This is a genomic window from Nitrospiraceae bacterium (genome assembly GCA_019637075.1).
GTDB lineage: Bacteria > Nitrospirota > Nitrospiria > Nitrospirales > Nitrospiraceae > JAHBWI01.
Window position 1 is genome coordinate 384,072 of the sequence record JAHBWI010000002.1, and the last position, 20,724, is coordinate 404,795.

General features: G+C 60.5%; 17 protein-coding genes. 12 read left to right on the forward strand and 5 right to left on the reverse strand.

What is annotated here, in order from left to right; all coding sequences use genetic code 11:
• Positions 1–15 precede the first annotated feature (15 nt).
• The 6 genes from KF814_06065 to KF814_06090 are packed head-to-tail and all read left to right on the forward strand — an operon-like array spanning position 16 to position 9,006.
• Positions 16–726: an RNA polymerase sigma factor gene (locus tag KF814_06065; protein ID MBX3235698.1), complete on the forward strand. Its 711-nt coding sequence runs from the start codon at positions 16–18 to the stop codon at positions 724–726.
• Positions 723–1,043 (forward strand): hypothetical protein, encoded by a 321-nt coding sequence (locus KF814_06070; GenBank protein ID MBX3235699.1) that lies wholly within the window; start codon positions 723–725, stop codon positions 1,041–1,043. Before KF814_06065 ends, KF814_06070 begins: the two co-directional genes overlap by 4 nt.
• A gap of 55 nt (positions 1,044–1,098) precedes the next feature.
• Positions 1,099–1,518, forward strand: a complete 420-nt coding sequence (locus KF814_06075) for a hypothetical protein (GenBank protein MBX3235700.1) — start codon at positions 1,099–1,101, stop codon at positions 1,516–1,518.
• A 35-nt stretch (positions 1,519–1,553) separates the two neighbouring features.
• The gene (locus tag KF814_06080; protein MBX3235701.1) at positions 1,554–2,792 is read left to right on the forward strand and encodes an MdtA/MuxA family multidrug efflux RND transporter periplasmic adaptor subunit; all 1,239 of its coding nucleotides are present in this window, start codon (positions 1,554–1,556) and stop codon (positions 2,790–2,792) included.
• Positions 2,789–5,905 (forward strand): MdtB/MuxB family multidrug efflux RND transporter permease subunit, encoded by a 3,117-nt coding sequence (locus KF814_06085; protein ID MBX3235702.1) that lies wholly within the window; start codon positions 2,789–2,791, stop codon positions 5,903–5,905. Before KF814_06080 ends, KF814_06085 begins: the two co-directional genes overlap by 4 nt.
• On the forward strand, positions 5,902–9,006 hold the full coding sequence (locus KF814_06090; GenBank protein MBX3235703.1) for a multidrug efflux RND transporter permease subunit: 3,105 nt from the start codon (positions 5,902–5,904) through the stop codon (positions 9,004–9,006). Before KF814_06085 ends, KF814_06090 begins: the two co-directional genes overlap by 4 nt.
• A gap of 56 nt (positions 9,007–9,062) precedes the next feature.
• On the opposite strand, the gene KF814_06095 is transcribed toward KF814_06090, so the two are convergent.
• The gene (locus KF814_06095; protein ID MBX3235704.1) at positions 9,063–9,731 is read right to left on the reverse strand and encodes a hypothetical protein; all 669 of its coding nucleotides are present in this window, start codon (positions 9,729–9,731) and stop codon (positions 9,063–9,065) included.
• Positions 9,732–10,358: 627 nt separating this feature from the next.
• Here KF814_06095 and KF814_06100 point away from each other — a divergent pair.
• The 5 genes from KF814_06100 to KF814_06120 all read left to right on the forward strand — a co-directional run bounded on the left by KF814_06100 (position 10,359) and on the right by KF814_06120 (position 14,016).
• Positions 10,359–10,628 carry an STAS domain-containing protein gene (locus tag KF814_06100; GenBank protein MBX3235705.1) on the forward strand — a complete coding sequence of 90 codons (270 nt, stop codon included), beginning with the start codon at positions 10,359–10,361 and terminating at the stop codon, positions 10,626–10,628.
• Positions 10,625–11,344 carry a sigma-70 family RNA polymerase sigma factor gene (locus tag KF814_06105; GenBank protein ID MBX3235706.1) on the forward strand — a complete coding sequence of 240 codons (720 nt, stop codon included), beginning with the start codon at positions 10,625–10,627 and terminating at the stop codon, positions 11,342–11,344. The genes KF814_06100 and KF814_06105 overlap by 4 nt, the downstream gene beginning before the upstream one ends.
• Positions 11,345–11,480: 136 nt before the next feature.
• Positions 11,481–11,810, forward strand: coding sequence for a hypothetical protein (locus KF814_06110; protein MBX3235707.1), 330 nt, complete (start codon positions 11,481–11,483; stop codon positions 11,808–11,810).
• Between the two features lie 268 nt (positions 11,811–12,078).
• Positions 12,079–12,900, forward strand: a complete 822-nt coding sequence (locus tag KF814_06115) for a hypothetical protein (GenBank protein MBX3235708.1) — start codon at positions 12,079–12,081, stop codon at positions 12,898–12,900.
• 195 nt (positions 12,901–13,095) lie between these two features.
• Positions 13,096–14,016, forward strand: a complete 921-nt coding sequence (locus tag KF814_06120; GenBank protein MBX3235709.1) for a molybdopterin-dependent oxidoreductase — start codon at positions 13,096–13,098, stop codon at positions 14,014–14,016.
• Between the two features lie 78 nt (positions 14,017–14,094).
• Here the strand turns inward: KF814_06120 and KF814_06125 are convergent, their stop codons facing one another.
• Genes KF814_06125 through KF814_06140 form a run of 4 tightly spaced genes read right to left on the reverse strand, consistent with a single transcriptional unit; the run spans position 14,095 to position 18,850 of the window.
• Entirely contained in the window at positions 14,095–15,438 is a 1,344-nt protein-coding gene (locus KF814_06125; GenBank protein MBX3235710.1) for an FAD-binding oxidoreductase, read from the reverse strand.
• Between the two features lie 6 nt (positions 15,439–15,444).
• Positions 15,445–16,554: a cyclopropane fatty acyl phospholipid synthase gene (gene cfa, locus KF814_06130; GenBank protein ID MBX3235711.1), complete on the reverse strand. Its 1,110-nt coding sequence runs from the start codon at positions 16,552–16,554 to the stop codon at positions 15,445–15,447.
• A 60-nt stretch (positions 16,555–16,614) separates the two neighbouring features.
• Entirely contained in the window at positions 16,615–17,472 is an 858-nt protein-coding gene (locus tag KF814_06135) for a fatty acid desaturase (GenBank protein ID MBX3235712.1), read from the reverse strand.
• Positions 17,465–18,850 carry a cobyrinate a,c-diamide synthase gene (locus KF814_06140; protein ID MBX3235713.1) on the reverse strand — a complete coding sequence of 462 codons (1,386 nt, stop codon included), beginning with the start codon at positions 18,848–18,850 and terminating at the stop codon, positions 17,465–17,467. Before KF814_06140 ends, KF814_06135 begins: the two co-directional genes overlap by 8 nt.
• Before the next feature lie 688 nt (positions 18,851–19,538).
• Here KF814_06140 and KF814_06145 point away from each other — a divergent pair.
• Entirely contained in the window at positions 19,539–20,720 is a 1,182-nt protein-coding gene (locus tag KF814_06145) for a hypothetical protein (GenBank protein MBX3235714.1), read from the forward strand.
• The last annotated feature ends 4 nt before the right edge of the window (positions 20,721–20,724 follow it).

Genomic DNA, 20,724 nt, shown 5'->3' on the forward strand with positions numbered 1-20,724 from the left:
AGGGAAGGAGGCGATATGGCGCATCTGCTTGTGGTCGCGGCACTACCCCAGAGTGGTATCATGGGCGACAGTTCGCTCCGACTGCATGCCCTGACCGGCCTGGGACGCTGCCAGACGATGCCCCATGACAAGCCAACGATTCGGACCGCCGATTCGGACGATAGGAATCTCGTTCGATTAGTCCTCGGCGGCGACAGCGAGCGCTACGCAGATCTCATTGCGCGGCATCAGGCTTCCGTGGTTCGCATCGTCGCCCGCCGCATTCCGTCGGACCGGGTCGAGGAGGTCGCGCACGACGTGTTCGTGAGGGCCTTTTTGGGCTTGGCGCAATATTCCGGGTCCATCCCGTTGGACCACTGGCTGGCCGGGATTGCCGTTCGCACCTGCTATGACTATTGGCGTGCGCACAAACGGGACGCGCTGCCGGTCAGCGCGCTCACGGAGGATCACCAGCGGTGGATCGAACAGGTGCTCGTTACGGAATCCAAGGCAGCCTTCGAGGAGCAGGTTCGGAGGAGAGAGGCGTCGGAGGTGCTGCACTGGGCCATGGACCAGTTGTCTCCGGAGAACCGCGCGGTGCTGCAGTTGGTCTATCTCGAAGGCCGCACGGTGCGCGAGGCCGCCACACTCTTGGGTTGGAGCCTCATCAACGTAAAAGTCAGGGCCCATCGGGCCCGCAAGGCATTACACACGATCTTGACCACCGGAACACGAGGACTGCGATGACTGACCGAACAGACGAGGCCCTTCGAAAACTCGAACATGCGTTGAGCGAGACCGCCCGCCTCCAAACGGAAGTCCCTCCGCCTGATCTGAACGTCGCGCCGTTGGTCATGCAAACGCTCCGCCGTTCCGCCCTACGCCCTGCCGACTGGACCGCCTCGGCAGGGCTCGATCAGTTGGTCTGGCGAACCGCGACGATCGCCGCAGCAGTGGTGTTGGTTATTACGATTCTGATGGCCGGTGTCCGCGGCAGCTCGCCGCTCGGCCCGACCACTCTGTTGGCTGAAGACTTCGAATCGTCTCCGCTATTCGGGGAATGAGTACCAGGATGGACGCAATGGGCCTCGGGCTTTTTCACCATCCTGAGGAGGGAGTATGATGTCGCGACCGAAACTCTGGGCCGGCCTCCTGATCCTCTTCGGCGCCGGGGCCCTCACCGGAGCCCTGGCCATGTCCTGGTATCTCGGGGCGGACAGGCAACCACGGCAGGACCATGGACCCGCCGCCCGGCAAGAACGGATCATGAAGCGGCTCACGCAGGAGCTTGCACTCACGGCACAGCAGCAGCAGGAGATCGAACGGATCGTGACCCGTGCCCACGTCAAGATCCTCGAGCTGCGATTTTCCCATCAAGATGACATCGAACAGATCCTCGCGGGAGGCATGGAGGACATGAAACCGCTCCTGTCCCAGCCCCAGCGGGATGGATTGAACAGGCTGTACGGAGAACTCCAGGAACGCTGGCAAACATCGCGGGAGTTTCTGAAGCTGAAGAAAGACAGTCTGAACCGTTAGACGAGACAGAGCACCGGTAGTATATAAAGGACACCATGGCTGAATCTCAGAGTTTTGCAAAGACGGTCACACGCGGTCTGTTTGCCCTCGCCGTCGCCGGTCTGCTTGCCCTCGGTGGCTATGCGTTGTTGGCGAAATCGGGTGAAGAACCATCCCGCGCGAGCCCATCACCCGGCGGCCCTCGCCCCATGCCGGTGTTGACGGCCTCGGCCAAGACCGGCGACATCGGGATCTACCTCAACGGCTTGGGCTCCGTCGTGCCGATCAATACGGTCAACGTGAAAAGCCGCGTCGACGGCCAATTGATGAGCGTGCTGTTCCAGGAAGGCCAACTGGTGCAGAAAGGGGACTTGCTTGCCCAAATTGATCCCCGCCCGTTCGAGGTTCAGCTCATCCAGGCGGAAGGGCAAATGGCGCGCGACCAGGCGCAGTTGAAAAACGCCCGCCTCGATTTCGAACGGTACAAGGGCCTCGTGGACCAGGGGTTCATCCCCAAGCAGCAGTTGGACACACAGGAAGCAATGGTCCGGCAGATGGAGGGCATCGTGAAGGCCGACCAGGGCCAGATCGACAATGCCAAACTCCAACTCGTCTACAGCCGCATCACCGCTCCGATCAGCGGGCGCGTCGGGCTCCGTCTCGTCGACCAAGGCAACATGGTGCGAGCGAACGACGCCAACGGCTTGCTCGTCATCACGCAGCTCACCCCGATCAGCGTGGTGTTCACGATCCCAGAGGACAACCTCCCCGCCGTCATGGAACGGCTTCGGTCCGGCAAAGAACTGAGCGTGGACGCCTACGACCGCGAACAAAAGAAGAAGCTCGCTTCCGGCAACCTGCTCACGGTGGACAACCAGATCGATCCCAATACCGGCACCGTCCGGTTGAAGGCCCTGTTCCCGAACGATGACGGCACGCTCTTTCCGAATCAGTTCGTGAACGCGCGCCTGCTGCTGGAAACCAAGCATGGGGCCACCCTCGTTCCTTCCGCCGCCGTCCAACGGGGTTCGAAGGGCACCTTCGTGTACGTCGTCAAAGACGATCAAACCGTCGCGGTTCGGCCCGTCGTCATCGGCGCCTCCCACGCTGAGGACACGGCGATCACCTCCGGTATCGCGCCGAACGAAGTCGTCGTGGTGGACGGCACGGAGAAATTGCGCGAGGGCAGCAAAGTCGACGTCAGGAACGAGCGCGAAGGCGCGAAACAGCCGGAAGGCGCCCCGGGCGCAGCGGCGCCGACAGGTGAAAAGCGCCAGCGAGGCCCCCGTCCGTGAACCCATCCCGTCTGTTCATCATGCGGCCGGTGGCGACGGCCCTGACGATGATCGCCATCTTGCTGGCAGGGCTATTGGCCTACCGCCAACTGCCGGTGTCGGCCCTGCCGCAGATCGACTATCCGACGATTCAGGTCGTCACGTTCTATCCCGGCGCAAGCCCCGACGTGATGGCATCATCCGTCACCGCGCCGCTCGAACGCCAATTCGGCCAAATGCCCGGCCTGAACCAGATGACCTCGACAAGTTCGAGCGGGGCATCGGTCGTCACGCTGCAATTCACGCTCGAGGTCAGTCTCGATGTGGCGGAGCAACAGGTCCAAGCCGCCATCAATGCCGCCTCGAACTTTCTCCCCCGCGACCTGCCCAATCCACCGATTTATAACAAGGTCAATCCAGCGGACGCGCCGATCCTGACGCTCGCCTTGACCTCCTCGACGCTGCCCCTCTCCCAGGTCCAGGACCTGGCCGAGACCCGTTTCGCGCAAAAGATTTCTCAGTTGTCCGGCGTGGGGCTCGTCAGCCTGAGCGGTGGCCAACGACCGGCCGTCCGCATTCGCGCCAATCCACGCGCCCTCTCCGCCTACGGCCTGACGCTCGAAGACCTGCGCATGGCGGTCGCCGCCGCCAACGTGAACCAGGCTAAAGGGGCGTTCGACGGGCCACGGCGCGCCTCGATCATCAACGCCACCGACCAGTTGCTCACGAGCCGCGACTACCGACCGCTGATCGTGGCCTATCGCAACGGCGCCCCGGTCCACCTGTCCGACGTCGCAGAAGTCCAGGACGACGTGGAGAACGCCAGGCAGGCGGCCTGGATGAACCAAGAGCCGGCCGTCATCGTGAACATCCAGCGCCAACCGGGCGCGAACGTGATCGAGGTGGCCGACCGGATCAAGAAGCTGTTGCCGCAACTCCAAAGTACCCTGCCCTCCGCCGTACAGGTCACGGTCCTGACCGACCGCACCGTTTCCATCAGGGCCTCCGTGCGCGACGTGCAGTTCGAACTCATGCTGGCCGTGGCGCTCGTGATTCTGGTGATCTTCCTGTTCCTCCGCACGTTGAGCGCGACCGTCATTCCCGCCGCCGCGGTCCCCCTCTCCCTCATCGGCACCTTCGGCGCCATGTACCTCATGGGATTCAGCCTCAACAACCTGACGTTGATGGCCCTCACGATCTCGACGGGCTTCGTCGTCGACGACGCGATCGTCATGATCGAAAACATCTCGCGCTACATCGAGCGGGGCGCGTCGCCGCTCCAAGCGGCCCTCACCGGCTCCAAGCAGATCGCGTTTACGATCCTATCCCTCTCGATCTCGCTGATCGCGGTCTTGATTCCGCTGCTGTTCATGGGCGATGTGGTGGGTCGGCTGTTCTGGGAATTCGCCGTGACCTTGAGCGTCACGATCGTCGTTTCAGCCATCGTCTCGCTCACCCTCACGCCGATGATGTGCGCCAGGCTGCTCCGGCACCGTCCTGAAGCTCAGCAGGGGCCGTTCTACCGGGCCTCGCAGCGGCTCTTCGACCGTGCCATTGCAGCTTACGGGAAGAGTTTGCGCTGGGTGTTGGCTCATCAGTCCGCCACGCTGATCGTCGCGATCGGCACCGTAGCCTTGACCGTCATGCTCTACATCGCGATTCCCAAGGGCTTCTTCCCCCAGCAAGATACGGGCGTCATTTTGGGCATTTCGGAAGCGGCCCAGTCGATCTCCTTCAGCGCGATGGCCGAGCGGCAACAGGCCCTGGCGGCCGAGCTGTTGGGGGATCAGGCCGTCGCCAGCATCTCCTCGTTCATCGGCGTGGACGGCACCAACACCACCCTGAACAGCGGACGCATCCAGATCACGCTGAAACCCTTTGCCGAGCGGCGTATCAGCTCAGCCGACCTCATTCCGCGGCTTCAGGCGCGAGTGGCCGAAGTCCAGGGCATCTCCCTCTACCTGCAACCGATGCAGGACCTGACGGTCGAAGACCGCGTCAGCCGCACGCAGTACCAGTACACGCTGGAGGACGCGGATCCGGAAGAGCTGCGGCGCTGGGCCCCGAAACTGCTGGAAGAACTCCAGGCGCTCCCGCAGCTCCGCGACGTCGGCAGCGATCAGCAGGACGAAGGATTGGCCTCATTGCTCGTCATCGACCGCAGCACGGCTTCGCGTCTCGGCATCACGCCGCAATTGATCGTGGATACGTTGTACGACGCCTTCGGTCAGCGGCAGGTCTCGACGATGTTTACCCAACTCAACCAGTACCGCGTGGTGCTCGAACTGCTGCCGGAATTTCAAAGCGGCCCGCAGGCCTTGCAGTTCCTGGACATTCGCGCCTCCAACGGCGGCCAGGTGCCGTTGAACGTGTTCACGCAGTTCTCCGAGACGACGACACCCTTGGCGATCACCAGGCAGGGACAGTTCCCCGCCGTCACCCTTTCATTCAACCTCGCGCCCGACGCCTCGCTCGGTGAAGCCGTCGCCGCGATCGAGCGAACCGCTTCCGCCATCAATCTGCCGCCCAGCATCCGTGGCAGTTTCCAAGGCTCCGCGCAAGCGTTTCAATCTTCGCTGACGAACGAAACCTGGCTGATCCTGGCCGCGCTGGTCACGGTCTACATCGTGCTCGGCATCCTCTACGAAAGCTACATTCATCCGCTGACCATCCTGTCAACGCTGCCGTCCGCCGGAGTCGGTGCCCTGCTCGCTCTCATGCTGTTCCGGATCGAATTCAGCATCATCGCGCTCATCGGCATTATCCTGCTGATCGGCATCGTGAAGAAGAACGCAATCATGATGATCGACTTCGCGCTGGACGCGGAACGGAACGAAGGCAAGAAGCCGGCGGATGCGATCTATGAGGCCTGTCTGCTCCGATTCAGACCGATCATGATGACGACGATGGCGGCGCTCCTCGGCGCGCTGCCCTTGGCCATGGGGTCGGGAGTCGGCTCGGAGCTGCGGCACCCGCTCGGCATTTCCATCGTCGGAGGTCTCGTCCTGAGTCAGCTGCTGACGCTCTACACCACCCCGGTCGTCTACCTGGCCTTCGATCGATTGGCCCGCCGCCTGCGCGCCCGCCCCGCCTCGGCTCAGCACAGCGAGGCCTGGCCGACGGAGCCGGCATGAACATTTCCGAAACCTGCATCCGCCGTCCGGTCGCCACGACCCTGGTGACGTTCGCCGTCACCCTGATCGGAGTCATCGCATTTCAGTTCCTTCCCGTCGCCTCGCTCCCGCAGGTCGAATTCCCGACCATTCTCGTCTCCGCGACCCTGCCCGGCGGCAGTCCGGAAACGATGGCTTCATCCGTGGCCGGTCCGCTGGAACATCAGTTCGCACGGATCGCCGGCGTTACCGAAATGACCTCGACCAGCATGCTCGGGTCCACCAGCATCACGCTGCAGTTCGAGCTCAGCCGCGACATCGACGGCGCCGCGCGCGATGTGCAGGGAGCCATCTCGGCGGCTCGCGGGGACCTGCCGGCCAATCTCCCGAACAATCCCACGTACCGAAAGATCAACCCGGCGGACGCGCCGATCCTGATTCTGTCCCTGACCTCGGACATCGTGAGCCGAGGCCACCTCTACGACGTCGCATCGAGCATCCTCCAGCAGAAGCTGTCCCAGGTCGAAGGCGTCGGACAGGTCACCATCGGCGGCGGATCGCTCCCGGCCGTGCGGATCGACCTGAATCCGACCGCCCTCAACAAGTACGGGATCGGGCTGGGCGATGTCCGCCGAATGCTCTCCGCCACCAACGTGAACCGTCCCAAGGGGCAACTGAGCGATGGAACCAGGACCTGGGAGATCCGTACCAACGACCAACTGCACGAGGCGGACGACTACCTGCCATTGATCATCAGCTACCGCCAAGGTCGGGCCGTGCGTCTCTCCGACGTGGCCACCGTCGAACGCTCGGTCGAAGACCTCCGCACGACCGGCACGGCCAACGGCGTTCCGGCGGTGCTGATCATGATCAACCGCGAGCCTGGCGCGAATATCATCGCCACGGTCGACCGGCTGAAGGCCCTGCTTCCCCAATTGTCCGCCTCGATTCCCGGCAGCATGAACCTCTCCGTCGTCGTCGACCGTACCCCCGTGATTCGCGCCTCGCTGCACGACGTCGAGCGGACGCTGGCCATTTCGGTCGGGCTCGTCATCCTCGTCGTGTTCCTGTTTCTCCGGGACATTCGCGCCACGCTGATCCCGTCCGTCGCCGTGCCGGTGTCCCTGATCAGCACCTTCGGCGTGATGTACCTGCTCGACTACAGCCTCGACAACCTGTCGCTCATGGCCCTGACCATCGCGACCGGCTTCGTGGTCGATGACGCCATCGTGGTGCTGGAGAACATCAGCCGGTACCGTGAGGAAGGCATGCCGCCCTTTCAGGCCGCGCTGCGGGGAGCCCGTGAAATCACCTTCACCGTCCTCTCCATGACGATCTCGCTCGTCGCGGTCTTCCTGCCGATCCTGTTCATGGGCGGGATGATGGGGCGATTGTTCCGGGAGTTCGCGGTCACGCTGTCCGTGGCGATTCTCATCTCGCTGGTCATATCCCTGACCACGACGCCGATGATGTGCGCCAGGGTGCTGGCAAACGAGAAGGGACGGTCGCACGGCCGTTTGTACCGGATGAGCGAAGGCATCTTCGTCGGCATGCGGGCCGGCTATGCGCGCAGTCTCGGATGGGTCCTACGGCATCCGCGCAGCATGCTGACGCTCACGCTCGCAACCATGGCGGTCAGCGTCTACCTCTACACCATCGTGCCCAAGGGCTTCTTTCCCCAACAGGACACGGGGCGCATGTTCGGCAACATCCAAGCCGCGCAGGACATCTCGTTCCAGGCCATGCGGCAAAAACTGTTGGAGGTGGTCGACATCATCCGCAGCGACCCGGCCGTCGACACGGTCACCGGCTTCAGCGGCGGCGGGACGAGCGGCAATACCAACTCAGGCCGCATGTTCATCGGGTTGAAGCCGCTCGACGAGCGGCAGATGAGCGTGGATCAAGTGATTGCGCGGCTGCGGCCCAAACTGGCGAAGGTGCCGGGCGCCCCCACGGTCCTGCAGGCCATTCAAGATTTGCGCATCGGCGGCCGCGCCAGCAGCGCGCAGTACCAATACACGTTGCAGAGCGTAGACTTGGAGGAGTTGAACACCTGGGCGGCCAAGGTCGAGCGAAAGCTGCGGACGGTGCCTGAAATCGCGGATGTCACCAGCGATCTGCAAGACAAGGGACTGCAGTCTTTGGTGGTATTCGACCGTCTGACCGCTTCCCGCCTCGGGGTCAGCCCGCAACTGATCGACGATACGCTTTACGATGCCTTCGGCCAGCGGCAGGTGTCCATTCTCTATACTCCGCTCAACCAGTACCACGTCGTGATGGAGGTTGCGCCGCAATACTGGCAAGACCCGGCTACGCTCCGCGATATCTATGTGCGCTCGACGAACGGCGCGGAAGTTCCGTTGAGCGCGGTCGCCCACTACGAGCCGAAGCATACGCTGCTGATGGTCAACCACCAGGGCCAGTCCCCCAGCGTAACGCTCTCCTTCAACATGGCGCCGGGGATGTCACTGGGCGCCGCGGTGGAAGCGATCGACAAGGCCTTGAGCGAGCTCAACCTGCCGGCCGGCATCCGCGGTAGCTTCCAAGGAACCGCCAAGGCCTTTCAGGCCTCGACCGACAACCAGCCGCTGCTCATCCTCGCCGCGATGCTGACCATGTACATCGTCTTGGGCATTCTCTATGAAAGCTATGTCCATCCATTGACGATCCTTTCCACCTTGCCGTCGGCCGGCGTCGGGGCCCTCCTCGCGCTGCTGCTTTTCAAAACCGAACTGAGCATGATTGCGCTGATCGGTATTATGCTTCTGATCGGTATCGTGAAGAAAAACGCGATCATGATGATCGACTTCGCGTTGGAGGCGGAACGCACCGAAGGCAGGTCCCCGGAACAGGCGATTCTCGAAGCCTGCCTGCTCCGCTTTCGGCCGATCATGATGACCACGCTCGCGGCGCTGTTCGGCGCCTTACCCCTGGCTCTCGGCACCGGCGTCGGCTCCGAGCTGCGCCGCCCGCTCGGCATCACCATCGTGGGGGGACTCTTGGTAAGCCAGCTCCTGACCCTCTACACCACCCCCGTCGTGTACCTCTACCTCGACCGGCTTCGGCTTCGGATGCTTCGACTCTTCGGAAAGCCGGCGGACGTCCGTCCACTCCCCCAGTAACCTAACCGTCTGCAGGCAACTCAGCGAACACTTGCCTAAGATCTTTGCGGACCCATCTAGGAATCTCCACACCGATTCTTATCTGGATGGTTTTGGACAATGTCTTCGGCTTTTCCAATGTCCGGGCCCCACAAGTCCAGCTCTTTTCGCTTCATCGTTACGTCTGTATTGTGCAGCCAGACGTTAACGCCTTGCGATACACCAAGCGCTACGCCGAAGCCCCCTAAAACGACGATTCCGCGAAGAACCTCTGGACTATGCATGTTGTTACTTGCCACACCCAGACCGAGCAGGATTAAAAACATCCAAGCTCCGATGACAGCCGAATACACGAGACCCGAGGCCAACGGTTCGCTCACAAAACGTGAGAGACCAGTGGGAGCCTTCCCCACAGTCCTCAGTCCAAGGGGTCGGTGAGTGAACTGACCTTCGACATGCATCTGCTTTTCCAAGAAGGCTCCGAACACAATCAGATGCGTACAGCGCCGAATGCCATAAATCTCAAAGATGAAGAGGCCGAGCGTAACGAATAGTCCAAACAGTCCGATCGGCAAGAACGCTTCTTTCGGGACATCCTGCGGGGTTGGATTACGAATCAGAAGGAAGATGCCGGTCCCACTTACCAAGGGCAGGAACCCCAAGAGCTTTCCGCGAAAGTCATCAATGGCTCGATAACTGGCGCACAGCTCCTTGTACACGGTCCGGAGGTTTTCGCTGTCTTCCATTGACACACCTCATGGTCGAACGGGTGTTCGAAGCGATGCCGAGCCTATAAATTGGATCGAGACAAGCAGCCTTTTAATCCTGTTCCTGTGTTGGAGCCTGGTCCTGACAATCATCTGCTTCACTGCCTGTTCAAGAATTGCACATTGTCAGCCATTTTGCATCCATCTAAGTAGTGGCCCAACGGTGCCTGAATCTCAACAATCGGTCAAGGTCATTAATTACGTGTATTTACATTTCGTAAAACCGCGCCCGTTTCATTTGGGCTGTGGCAGACTGAGACATAGCTTTTCACGGCAAACCAACAGGTACACGGGCGGGGCGATAGCTGGAAGGAAATCCCCGGATGAATCAACCAGACGCCGGATTCAGCGACCTATTGGCTTAGTCATGTTGTTTTAGTCTTCCCTCGATTGCTCTCAACATTCCCAACATGTCGTGACCGTCCCAATAGATTGGGAATTTCTGTTGTGAATCGTCGCTCATCCTCGCGTGCTTTTCGCTTCCACTCATCTTCTAACTCCTGACGCACCCACATCTTTTTTTCATTCGCCTCATCCGCTGACTCGCGTGGCATCGCCGTTGCTGAATCACCAGGCATCGCTGACACGAAAACCTGAGGCAAGACGATGTTGAAGATTACAACGCTGCAGGAAACGGCCTCGCAGGTATTGCTGAAACTGGACGGCAAGATTACGGCGCAGTGGGCTTCGCTGCTCGACGGCGAATGCCGAGCCCACTTGCGTCAACGCCGGGCCGTGCGCTTGGACTGCACCGGCGTGGATTTTGTGGATGCCAAGGGCATCGAGGTCCTGCGGAGCCTCCCCCTCGGCACAGTCACCCTCATCGGCACACCCGCGTTTGTGGCGGAGTTGCTGGACATCGGAGGTCGCTCATGAACTCGATCGGCTCAATCGTCACGAACCCTGTCGCCCCTTCACCCGGTTTAGCTCAACAGTCCGATGATCTGACGGACCGGCAGCCTCCGCGGCTCTCCCATACGGAAAGCCAGATGCTGAGCAGGCTGCGGCAGGGTGATGAAGTTGCATTCGATACGCTCGTGACGAAGCATCACGCGTCGCTGGTCCGCATGGCGCTGAACCACGTGGCGGACCGGGACACGGCCGAGGAGGTGGTGCAGGAGACCTGGATGACGGTGATCCAAAGCCTGGATCGATTCGAAGGCCGGTCGTCCCTGCGGACCTGGATGTTCGGCATCCTGATCCACAAAGCCAAGGACCGAGGCATCCGCGAGAAACGGCACAGCACGTTTTCTTCTTTCCAATCCCCTGACAACGGCGATGAAGAAGCAATCGATCCCTCACGATTCCACTCATCCGGCGAATGGGCCGGCCATTGGGCCTTCCCTCCGCAACCCTGGGACGACCAGACTCCGGAAAAACTACTCGCCAACCGGCAAGCCGTGGACGCCATGCAGCAGGCGATCAACTCGCTTCCCTCCATGCTGCGCGAGGTGCTGGTCCTCCGCGACGTCGAAGGCGTGGATTCCAAGGATGTCTGCAAGCTGCTCAAGATCACTGAGACGAACCTGTATGTGCGTCTCCATCGCGCAAGAGAACGGGTCAGGCAGGCGGTGGAAATGGCCATGGCCTAGAGGGAACGACGGCCTAAGGGTCAATGCCACAGGCAGGAGGAGGTTTCTCAACCGTAAACTCGGGCTGGTAACTTGCGATTGTAAGAACGGACGGAACCCATCGACCCATCGGTATGTCCCATTGGAGATTGCACCGATGACACCGAATGGCTTGAGGCCCCCTGAGGATGACATCACCTGCCGCGAAGTGGCAGCCTGGACCTCGACCTATATCGACGCCCACTTGCATGAACCGGCAAAAGTCCGGATGGCCTTGCATCTCGCCGCCTGTGCCGGCTGCAGGACCTATGTGGAACAGATCGCGGCCGTGCGGGATGCCCTCCGGAAACTCCCAAGTCCCGGCCTCACCCAGGCTCGACTCTCACAGCTTCGGGAAGAATATCGACATAAGGAAATCAAAGCTTCGGCTAAGGTTGAGGATGGATCATGTGGATACGACGACGCAGCTTCTCGATCTCGATCGTAGCACTATTCTCACTGCTTTTGACCGGATGCCTGTCGCCCATCGCTATGCACAGGGCTGTGCTGGAATATGATCGAACCGTGAGTTACGTCGAGGCCGATCTGCTACTCTTGAACATCGCTCGGGCGCGCCACCACAGGCCGGTGCATTTCACCGCCGTGTCCAGTGTGGCCGCCGCGTTCGATTTTCGCACCAGCGCCGGCATCACCGGCGGCATAGGACGGGCTCCGAGGCGGCTGAGCGAGCCATCACGTTGGAATACTCCGCCAGCGTGGCTGAAAATCCGACGATCACGATTGTCCCGATCGCCGGCGAGGAATTCACCAAACGCATTCTCCGGCCATTGGATGAGTCTCATGTCGATTGCCTGGTCCGACAGGGATTCGACCTGAGCATGGTCCTGCGCCTCGTCGCGCGCGGTCTGGCAATCGAGGGGGATGAGGGCTCTACCCTCCTTTCCAACAGTCCCTCCCATGAAGCTGAGTACAGGGAGTTCAGGCGCCGTGTCCTGCATCTGGCTTCTCTCGACTTTCAAAAACGGCTCAGGATTACGCCCATTACATTTGAGGAAGCCTATCCGGTCGCTCTCGACCGTGCCTTGACGCCGGCTGAAGTCGTGGCGGCATTCCAGCACGGTTATCGCTGGACGGCAGGGGAAGCCCAGCAACCGACGCGGATGACCCGCAAGGTGACAGGGCGCTTTGCGATCACCAACTACGACTTGAACCGATTGAGCAACGACGAACGGCGGCAGTTGAACGAAATGGTCGAACGGTTGCCTCCCGATCGTCACTTCGTCGACGTCCGTCCGGAGCATCCGGGAGGAGATTATCCTCTGCGCGGATTCATTCTGTTGCGCAGTTTCAACTCCACTATTTCGTTTGTCGCCCGAGGCATCGGAGAAGAGCGCGGCTACCCCGTGGACAAGGACCCCAGAACCGGCCCGGTCCCGAGGAATCCTGCGCGGGTGCTGGAGATCGAGGAATCGTCGGCTCGGTTGTCCGAGGCGGAGTTTTCCGTCGAATTCGAGGGGAAACACTATGCCATCAGGAAGTTCCCCATCAGCGAAGGGATGGTTCCGAGTTGGAACTAAGAAGCCTTCGCGGTATTGTCCAACCTGTTTCAAATGACCGTGACGGACGTCTCCAACGTGAGGACGCCGATTATCTCGATTCCGAAAGGCTAGAAACGGGTGATTCCTGTGACCATGCCTGCCCTGTCTCGGAGACGTGTACTTGAGCATACCGTCTGGTGCATATTGGCCATTGTCCTGTCTCCCGAGACAGCCTTGCCCGCACTCCTCGAATCCCTCTTCAGCCGTCCCCCTTCCAAGCTGACCCCAGCCATTACGCCGAATGATCAATTTTATGTCACGTCGTACCGTAGCCCCCCGGCAATTCGCATCCATGAATGGTCCTTGAGGGTCGACGGTCTGGTACGGACACCCCTTACACTTCCATACAATGACCTGCTGGCCAGACCGCGCGTCTCGCAGATCGTGACGTTGGAGTGTGTCGGGAACACCGTCGGAGGGGAATTCATCGGGACGGCTGAGTGGAGCGGGATTCCGGTACGAACCCTCTTGGAGGAGGCCGGTGCCGACCCAGCGGCCTACGATGTAATCATTCGGGCTGCCGATGGCTATTCGGACAGCATCCCGCTCAAGCGGGCGCTTGCCGGCGACGTCCTCCTTGCTCACCACATGAACGGGCTCCCCCTTCCACAAGCGCACGGCTTTCCCATCCGCCTTATCGTGCCAGGCTGTTACGGGATGAAGAGCGTGCAGTGGTTGACCAGCATCGAGGTCGCGGCGACGGACTATAAAGGGTACTATGCCCAGAAGGGTTGGACCGACGATGCGACCGTGAAGACGACCTCACGCATCGATCGCCCCGGCCACGGCGAAACACTTGCCGGCCGCAGCCACCGGATCGAGGGATTGGCCTTCTCAGGAACCAGAGGCATCCAGCTGGTGGAAATCAGCACGGATGCGGGCGAAACCTGGCAGTCGGCGGAATTGCACCAGCCGCAATCACCGGCCAGTTGGATCTTCTGGTATTACGACTGGATGGCGCGAACCAGCGGCCGTCACACCCTGCTCGTTCGAGCGACGGATGGCACCGGACGGATCCAAACTTCCATCGAGCAGGACCCCGACCCCGACGGCGCGACGGGATTGCATGAGATTACGGTGACGGTGGAACGATGAGGCAGCTTTTTTCGCTACTGACTTGTCCTCCCCCTCACATTCCCGCGCAACTCCTGCAGTAGATTTCCTCCCGCCGGCTCATCGCTTCAGGACGCATTTGTCGTAGAGGTGCTTGAGGCGGCCGGTGGGATCATAGCGCTGCTTGAGCGCTCGATAGGCCGGCTCGTTGTACAGTCGCCCGAACTCTTCCCTAGAATAATAGGAATTCGAATACAACGACTTGCGGCCATCCAGGTCTCGCACTTTGGCTTCGACCATGCGATTGTAATATCCATCTTCTCGGTCGCTGGGCACGACGTCCCAGAACCCGAAATTCACGTAAAGCCGGGCGGGGTCCATGGGGTAAAGCGGATAGGTGATGGAAGGGTCCAGCGTCGCGACCGGGCAAATCCAGACCGGCCTGATGCCGATGTTCGATTCAAGGAAACCGGCGAACTCGGCCGCATGCTCGATCGGAATTTCCACATCCTGGATGACCGGCTCCTGACGCCCCTCCATCAATTGCAGCAATGTCTGGGCTGACCGAGATCGGTGAATCGCCTGCCAGAGCTTCCAATAGACCGCGGAGCGAAGCCGCTTTCGCCCCCACAGCCGGCGCATCCACGCATGCTGCAAGAGGAAATGTTTGGAGCACCAAAACCAGTCGGTATCCCAGCGCCACAGATAATCCTGCGTGGTGAGGAAATCGGTCGATTTGGCTCGGATGGACTGGTAGTAGATGTCCAGGTAGGTGTAGTCGCTGGGCCGGTCCGCCCGATCGACGAATCGTCCCGTGGTTGCGTAAAGCTCGCCGCCGTCGAACATCGTCCCATCGACAAAGTCCACGCCACCGCTGCGGCACAACTCCGACAGGTGCCGGAAGTATTCGACGGGATCGGCAACGCGCCGGTGCGTCAACTGGACGAAGGGTTTGACAGGGATGAGGGCGATCCTCGCTCGCAGCGCATACCCCAGCGTACCGTATGAATTGGGAAATCCAAGAAAGAGGTCGCGATATTCGTTCTGTCTCGTCGCCGTGATAACACGGCCGTCGGCGAGCAGGATATCCAATTCCGACATGGTTTCATGGACGAAGCCATACCGGAACGAAGAGGACTCGATGCCGATACCGGCGATGGCTCCTCCCACGGTAATGGTCTTGAGCTGCGGCACGACTGCGGGCATCAAGTTGAAGGGGAGCGTCTGGGCCACGACATCTTCGTAGGTCGCCAGGCCCTCGACGTCGGCGTAGCATCCTTCCCGATCGATGTGGAGAACGTGATTGAACGCTCGCAGATCAAGCCGTTGAACCTTGGTCTGTTCGCGGTGCCGAAAGAGGTTGGAGGATTCTTTGTGAAGGGCTAGCGGCTTGGTGGACGAGGCCGACGCGCAGGCCTTGGAAGCGTGCTCGCGCTTTTCAAGGTAGGTCTCGGTGAGCGTCATGGTCTGCTACCGAATCGACTCGTAGCCCCCCAACACACCGTGCCTGGACAGCACGAGCTGCCACAGATGAACTCTTCTTGCCCGAAAGGCGCCGGCCAATGACAGCAGATAGTAGCGCCAAGCCCGGTTGAACCGTTCGTCGATCAGAGGGGGCAGCGCCTCGTGGTGGCGGTCGATGTTCTCCTGCCAACCCATGAGCGTCTTGTCATAGTCCGGCCCGAAGTTGTGCCAATCTTCCAGCACGAGCAGGCCGTCCATGGCCGCGCCCAGCTGCGCGGTGGACGGAAGCATCCCGCCGGGGAAGATGTACTTGTCGAACCAAGGATCTGCGGTGGAGACCGACGCATTGTTGCCGATCGTGTGCAGCAGAAACAGCCCGTGTTCCTTCAAGGAACGATAGGCCACTTCCATCAGCCTGCGGTAATTCTTGTAGCCCACATGCTCACAGAGGCCGATGGCGGCCACCTTGTCGAACTCCCCTGTGGCCTCACGATAGTCTCCCTGAATGACTTCGACGGGCAATCCCGCACACCAGCGGCGGGCAAACGCCACCTGCTTGTCCGAAATATTGTAGGCCACGACCGAACAGCCATAGTGCAAAGCCGCATAACGGGCAAACCCACCCCACCCGCAACCCAATTCCAGCACCCGATCTCCCGGCTTCAGTTGCAACTTTCGGCAGATCAGGTCCAACTTGTGTTCCTGGGCTTCATCCAAGCTGGAAGCGCGCTTCCAGTAGGCGCAGGTATATTGCATGGTGGGGCCCAGCATCGCACGATAGAACTCTTCGTCCAGGTCGTAATGCTGCTCAGCGACTCTCCTCGAGAGCCGCCTGTTCTGCATATTGAAGAACTTCGCCTTGAGCGCATTCAGGATCAGGTTCTTGTCCAGAATCGCTTCGTCTAACTGCACCTGATGGACCTTGTCAAAAAACTCATCCAACTGGGCGGCGTCCCACCAGCCTTCCATGTAAGACTCGCCGAGCCCCAACGAGCCGTCTGAGAGTACCCGGTCATAAAACGCATCATTGTGAACTCGGATGTCTCCCGGCTCATCCCCTCCGACGTGAACATGGGCACGGTTGAGAAGCTGCAGCACCGCTTGCTTGTGATCCATCGCCAAGCCGTCCTTTCCCCCCGGAGGGATCGAACATGACGCGCTGTCAATGGTCGCGGCTTAATTTCGAAGGCTACTGGCCGCGATCGTCTGCTGTTTGACGGATTCAGGGGGCATCCGGAGGTCCCAGACCACCCCCGTCCATGATAACGCCCGCAAAATGTAATAGGACAGGTCCACCTCCCACCAAAACCACCCCTGGTTGACCGCCAGCTGATAGTGATGGTGGTTGTTGTGCCACCCTTCCCCACAGCACAAGATGGCGAGAAGCGCGCTATTGCGGCTGTCGTCGCCCGAGTTATAACGCACGCGGCCGATCAGGTGGGAAAGGGAATTGATGAAGAAGGTGCCGTGATACAGGGCGGTGGTGGAGATGAAAAATCCCCAGATGAGACCCGGCATGCCCCAGAGCCCGTACATGAGGGCGGCATACAGGAACGGCGGCACGACATAGAAGCGGTTCAGCCACATCAGTTCCGGATAGCGCGCCAAATCCTTCACGAGATGGAACTGCGTCGCCGTCGAACTGGGGTTGAGAATCCAACCCACATGGGAATACCAAAACCCCTGCTGCGCCGGTGAATGGAGATCCCGCTGCCGATCGGAATGACGATGGTGATGCCGGTGATGGGCGGCCCACCAGAGCACGCCCTTCTGCGCGCTCGTCATGGCCAGACAGGCCAGGAGGAATTGGAACACACGCCCGGTCTTATAGGAACGATGGGAAAAATACCGGTGGTACCCGGCGGTGACCCCGACCATTCGGATGTAGTAACTGACTACCGCCAACAGCACCCACTCCCACGTGACGCCCGTGAACAGGGCACCGAGACACATGAGGTGAATCGCCAGAAACGGCAGGTTGTCCCATTGTTGCAGGGCACTCTTGGTTGATGGCTTGAGATTGTCTTCAGTCATGCGTCACACTGTCCTGCACGCCCCTACCAGCAGACTGCAGTAGCTCGCTGATCATCGACGGCTGGCTCCCAAAGTGAAGGTGTGTATATCCGGCCAACGTATTTTTCGTGACAAGCCCATCCGTCCCTTTGCGCTCACCCCTGGCATCGGCGACCTGATAGGCATAGGCCAATGCCCCGGTCGGTTCCAGGACGGAATAGTGAAATTCGTGTCCGCGCGCAACCGTCCCCGCTTCTCCCAGAATGCATGGGCGGGACAACTCAAGCCGACGATAGCCCAGCGTCAGTCCCGTCTTTCGCATGACCGCCAGGGCCGGAAAGACCCCCGCCATCTCATGCACCCGCCCTTCGAAATCGCGAATACCGTCCGTCAAGTACATCATTCCTCCACATTCAGCGAATATCGTCCCGCCCCGTTCGGAAAAGGCCGCAACAGTCCGGCGCATGCTGCGATTTTCCGAGAGGGCCGCGGCATGCAATTCAGGGTAACCCCCGCCAAGATATAGCATGTCTACGTGGGGTAACGCTGCATCCAAAATAGGAGAAAAATAGACGAGTTCGCCCCCCTGTGACTCAAGCAACTGCAGATTGTCCGCGTAATAAAAGCAGAAGGCGGGATCACGTGCAACACCAATCCGCACTGTTCGGCTGGGAGTCGGTTGCACGGGGGACGGATGGGGCCTCTCGATGGGAGCGGCCGTAGCTGCCACGCGCTCCAACAGGTCAAGATCGACCGTCGCCTCGGCAGATGCGCCCAACCGGCGATACAGTTCGCACCAACTCCCCTCGCCGGCCCCGACCAATCCCAGGTGACGTTCAGAAATGACCACCTCATCCTGCCGAAGGTACCCCACGGCAGGGATGCTCATCCGCTGCTCGACCGCGTTCTTGAGCAACCGGTAGTGGCCTGGGCTGTTGACACGGTTGAAGAGGACCCCGGCGATGGCGAGGTCCGGATCGAACCGCGCGAACCCCTCAACAAGGGCGGCCGCAGACCTGGCCATCGCCCCCCCGTCCACCACCAGCAGCACCGGCGCACCCAACTGCTTGGCCAGTTCGGCAGTGCTTCCCTCATCGTTCGTTGAACCGATGCCGTCGAATAAGCCCATCATCCCTTCAATAAGCGCGAGGTCCGCCCCCATCGACGCATGGGTAAGGATGGCCCTATTCATCTCCGCATCGAGCATCCACCCATCCAAGTTCCTCGACGGGCGACCGGTTACCGCCGTGTGGTGGGCGGGATCGATGAAATCCGGCCCAGCCTTGAATGGCTGTACCACCCGCCCCTTGGCGGCCAACGCGGAGAGCAGCGCCAAAGTCACCGTGGTTTTGCCGACGCTGCTCCCGGTGCCGGCGATAACGAGACGCGGGATCCTCATGGACAGATCCAGACTGCGAATATCAACTGAGATACCCATACGACTAGCTGAACAACCGTTCCATATAGAGGAGGCTTCGTACCGTTGCTGAGCCAGGCTCTTCACACGGCCGGCAAGTCGACCATTTCACCCCTCCGACGCCTCCGACTCATGCAGGCGGATCCGATCCGTATAGCATGGTTTTGGTGTCCGTAACACTCCGATTTTTCTCGGCCTTTCCAGCCCGTCAGATCGCTGCAATGGAGCCACCCCTCGTCTGGTTGATCAGCATCGATCCGCGATCATCACGAGCGGTTCGGGAGGCACACGCATAGCGATTGCACTCGTGACCTGGGTCACAGACCGCGGGATATCGATCCGTCAGATGGGCGGTACCATTGCGCCTTAGCTTCTAGACATTCGCCACACCCTTCACGTGACTCCGTCAGACTGTTCGATCGGTCAGGCATCGCAATCCCCCGCAGGCAGCGGTCGTTGCCATATTCCCCACGACAACGCCTCTTGTTTGTCATCCGTATCCCGACAGATGGCGACGATATCAAGAAACGCCGTCAGCCGCATACTTCCGTACCACTACCAGATCTATTACGACGTACGTATTGGCCGATAAAGTTTTAGGGACCTCTTCCGATAAGACTCAGGCACCTCACGCGTTGCGGGAGGACCAGGATGCTCACCAGGAATCACCATGATGTCGAATCAGTCGCTCGATAAGATACTGCCGCTTGGTTCAAGCGTAATCGGGACAGCACTGCTGTTGACTCACGGCGGCTTGCACTGGCCCGTTATGCTTTCCGGTGCCGTGATGGTCGCACTCGGCTCGGCCACCGGCTGGAAACTCTCCGCCGATCATGCCGCGGCCATTGCGGCGATCGAGCAACAGCGCACGGCGCTGTCGGCCGAGGATCGCGCAACCGCCACGCAGGAACTCCGCACCGGCTTGCACGCCTTGACCTCGCAAGTCCTGTCTGTCTGGAGCCAGCACATCGAGGGCTCGCGCAAGCGCATGGAGGATGCCTTCGTGGCGCTCACCTCGAGGTTCTCGGAGATCGTCAACCGGCTCAACGACGCGGTGACTGCCTCGCAGAAAGCGGTCGGTGCGGGAACCACCAACGGGTCCGCCAATGGAATGGTGACCATGCTGGCGAGCAGCGAACGCCGGCTCAACACGATCGTGTCGGCGCTGAATGAAGCACGGCAGGACAAGGAACACCTGCTCACGGAATCCAGAAAGATGGTAAAGGTCGTCGAAGAACTGAAGCTGATGGCGGAAGAAGTGGAGAGCATCGCCGACCAGACGAATTTGCTCGCGCTGAATGCCGCGATCGAGTCGGCGCGGGCCGGAGAGGCCGGCCGAGGGTTTGCCGTCGTCGCCGACGAAGTCCGCAAACTCTCGACCCGTGCGGGTGAAAACGGAAAACGCATGAACAGCAAGGTTCAAGTGATCAACAGTGCCATCTTGTCGTCGACGACGATGGTGGAAACCTCAGTGCAGCGGGACTCCCGCTCGCTCGAATTCTCGATGGGGAAGATCCGCGAGGTGCTGGACGAGTTCGGTTCCGCCGCCAAGGGCCTCGAGGACTCGATGGGGCTGCTGCAGCGAGAGAGCCAAAGCATCACATTGGAGGTGTCGGAAGCCTTGGTCCAACTGCAGGTGCAGGATCGAGTCAATCAGATCCTCATGCACGTCCAAAGCAACATCGACCAACTCTGTGGAAAACTGGTGACGCTCGAGGGAGCCCTGCGAGCGTCGGATGTGGCCGCGCTCGCACAGGCGCTGAAGAGTTCGTACACGATGGAAGAAGAACACAGCAGGCACGGGTCAGGCCAGGCGGCGCAGAATAAATCGGCGGAAATCACTTTTTTCTAGGGGG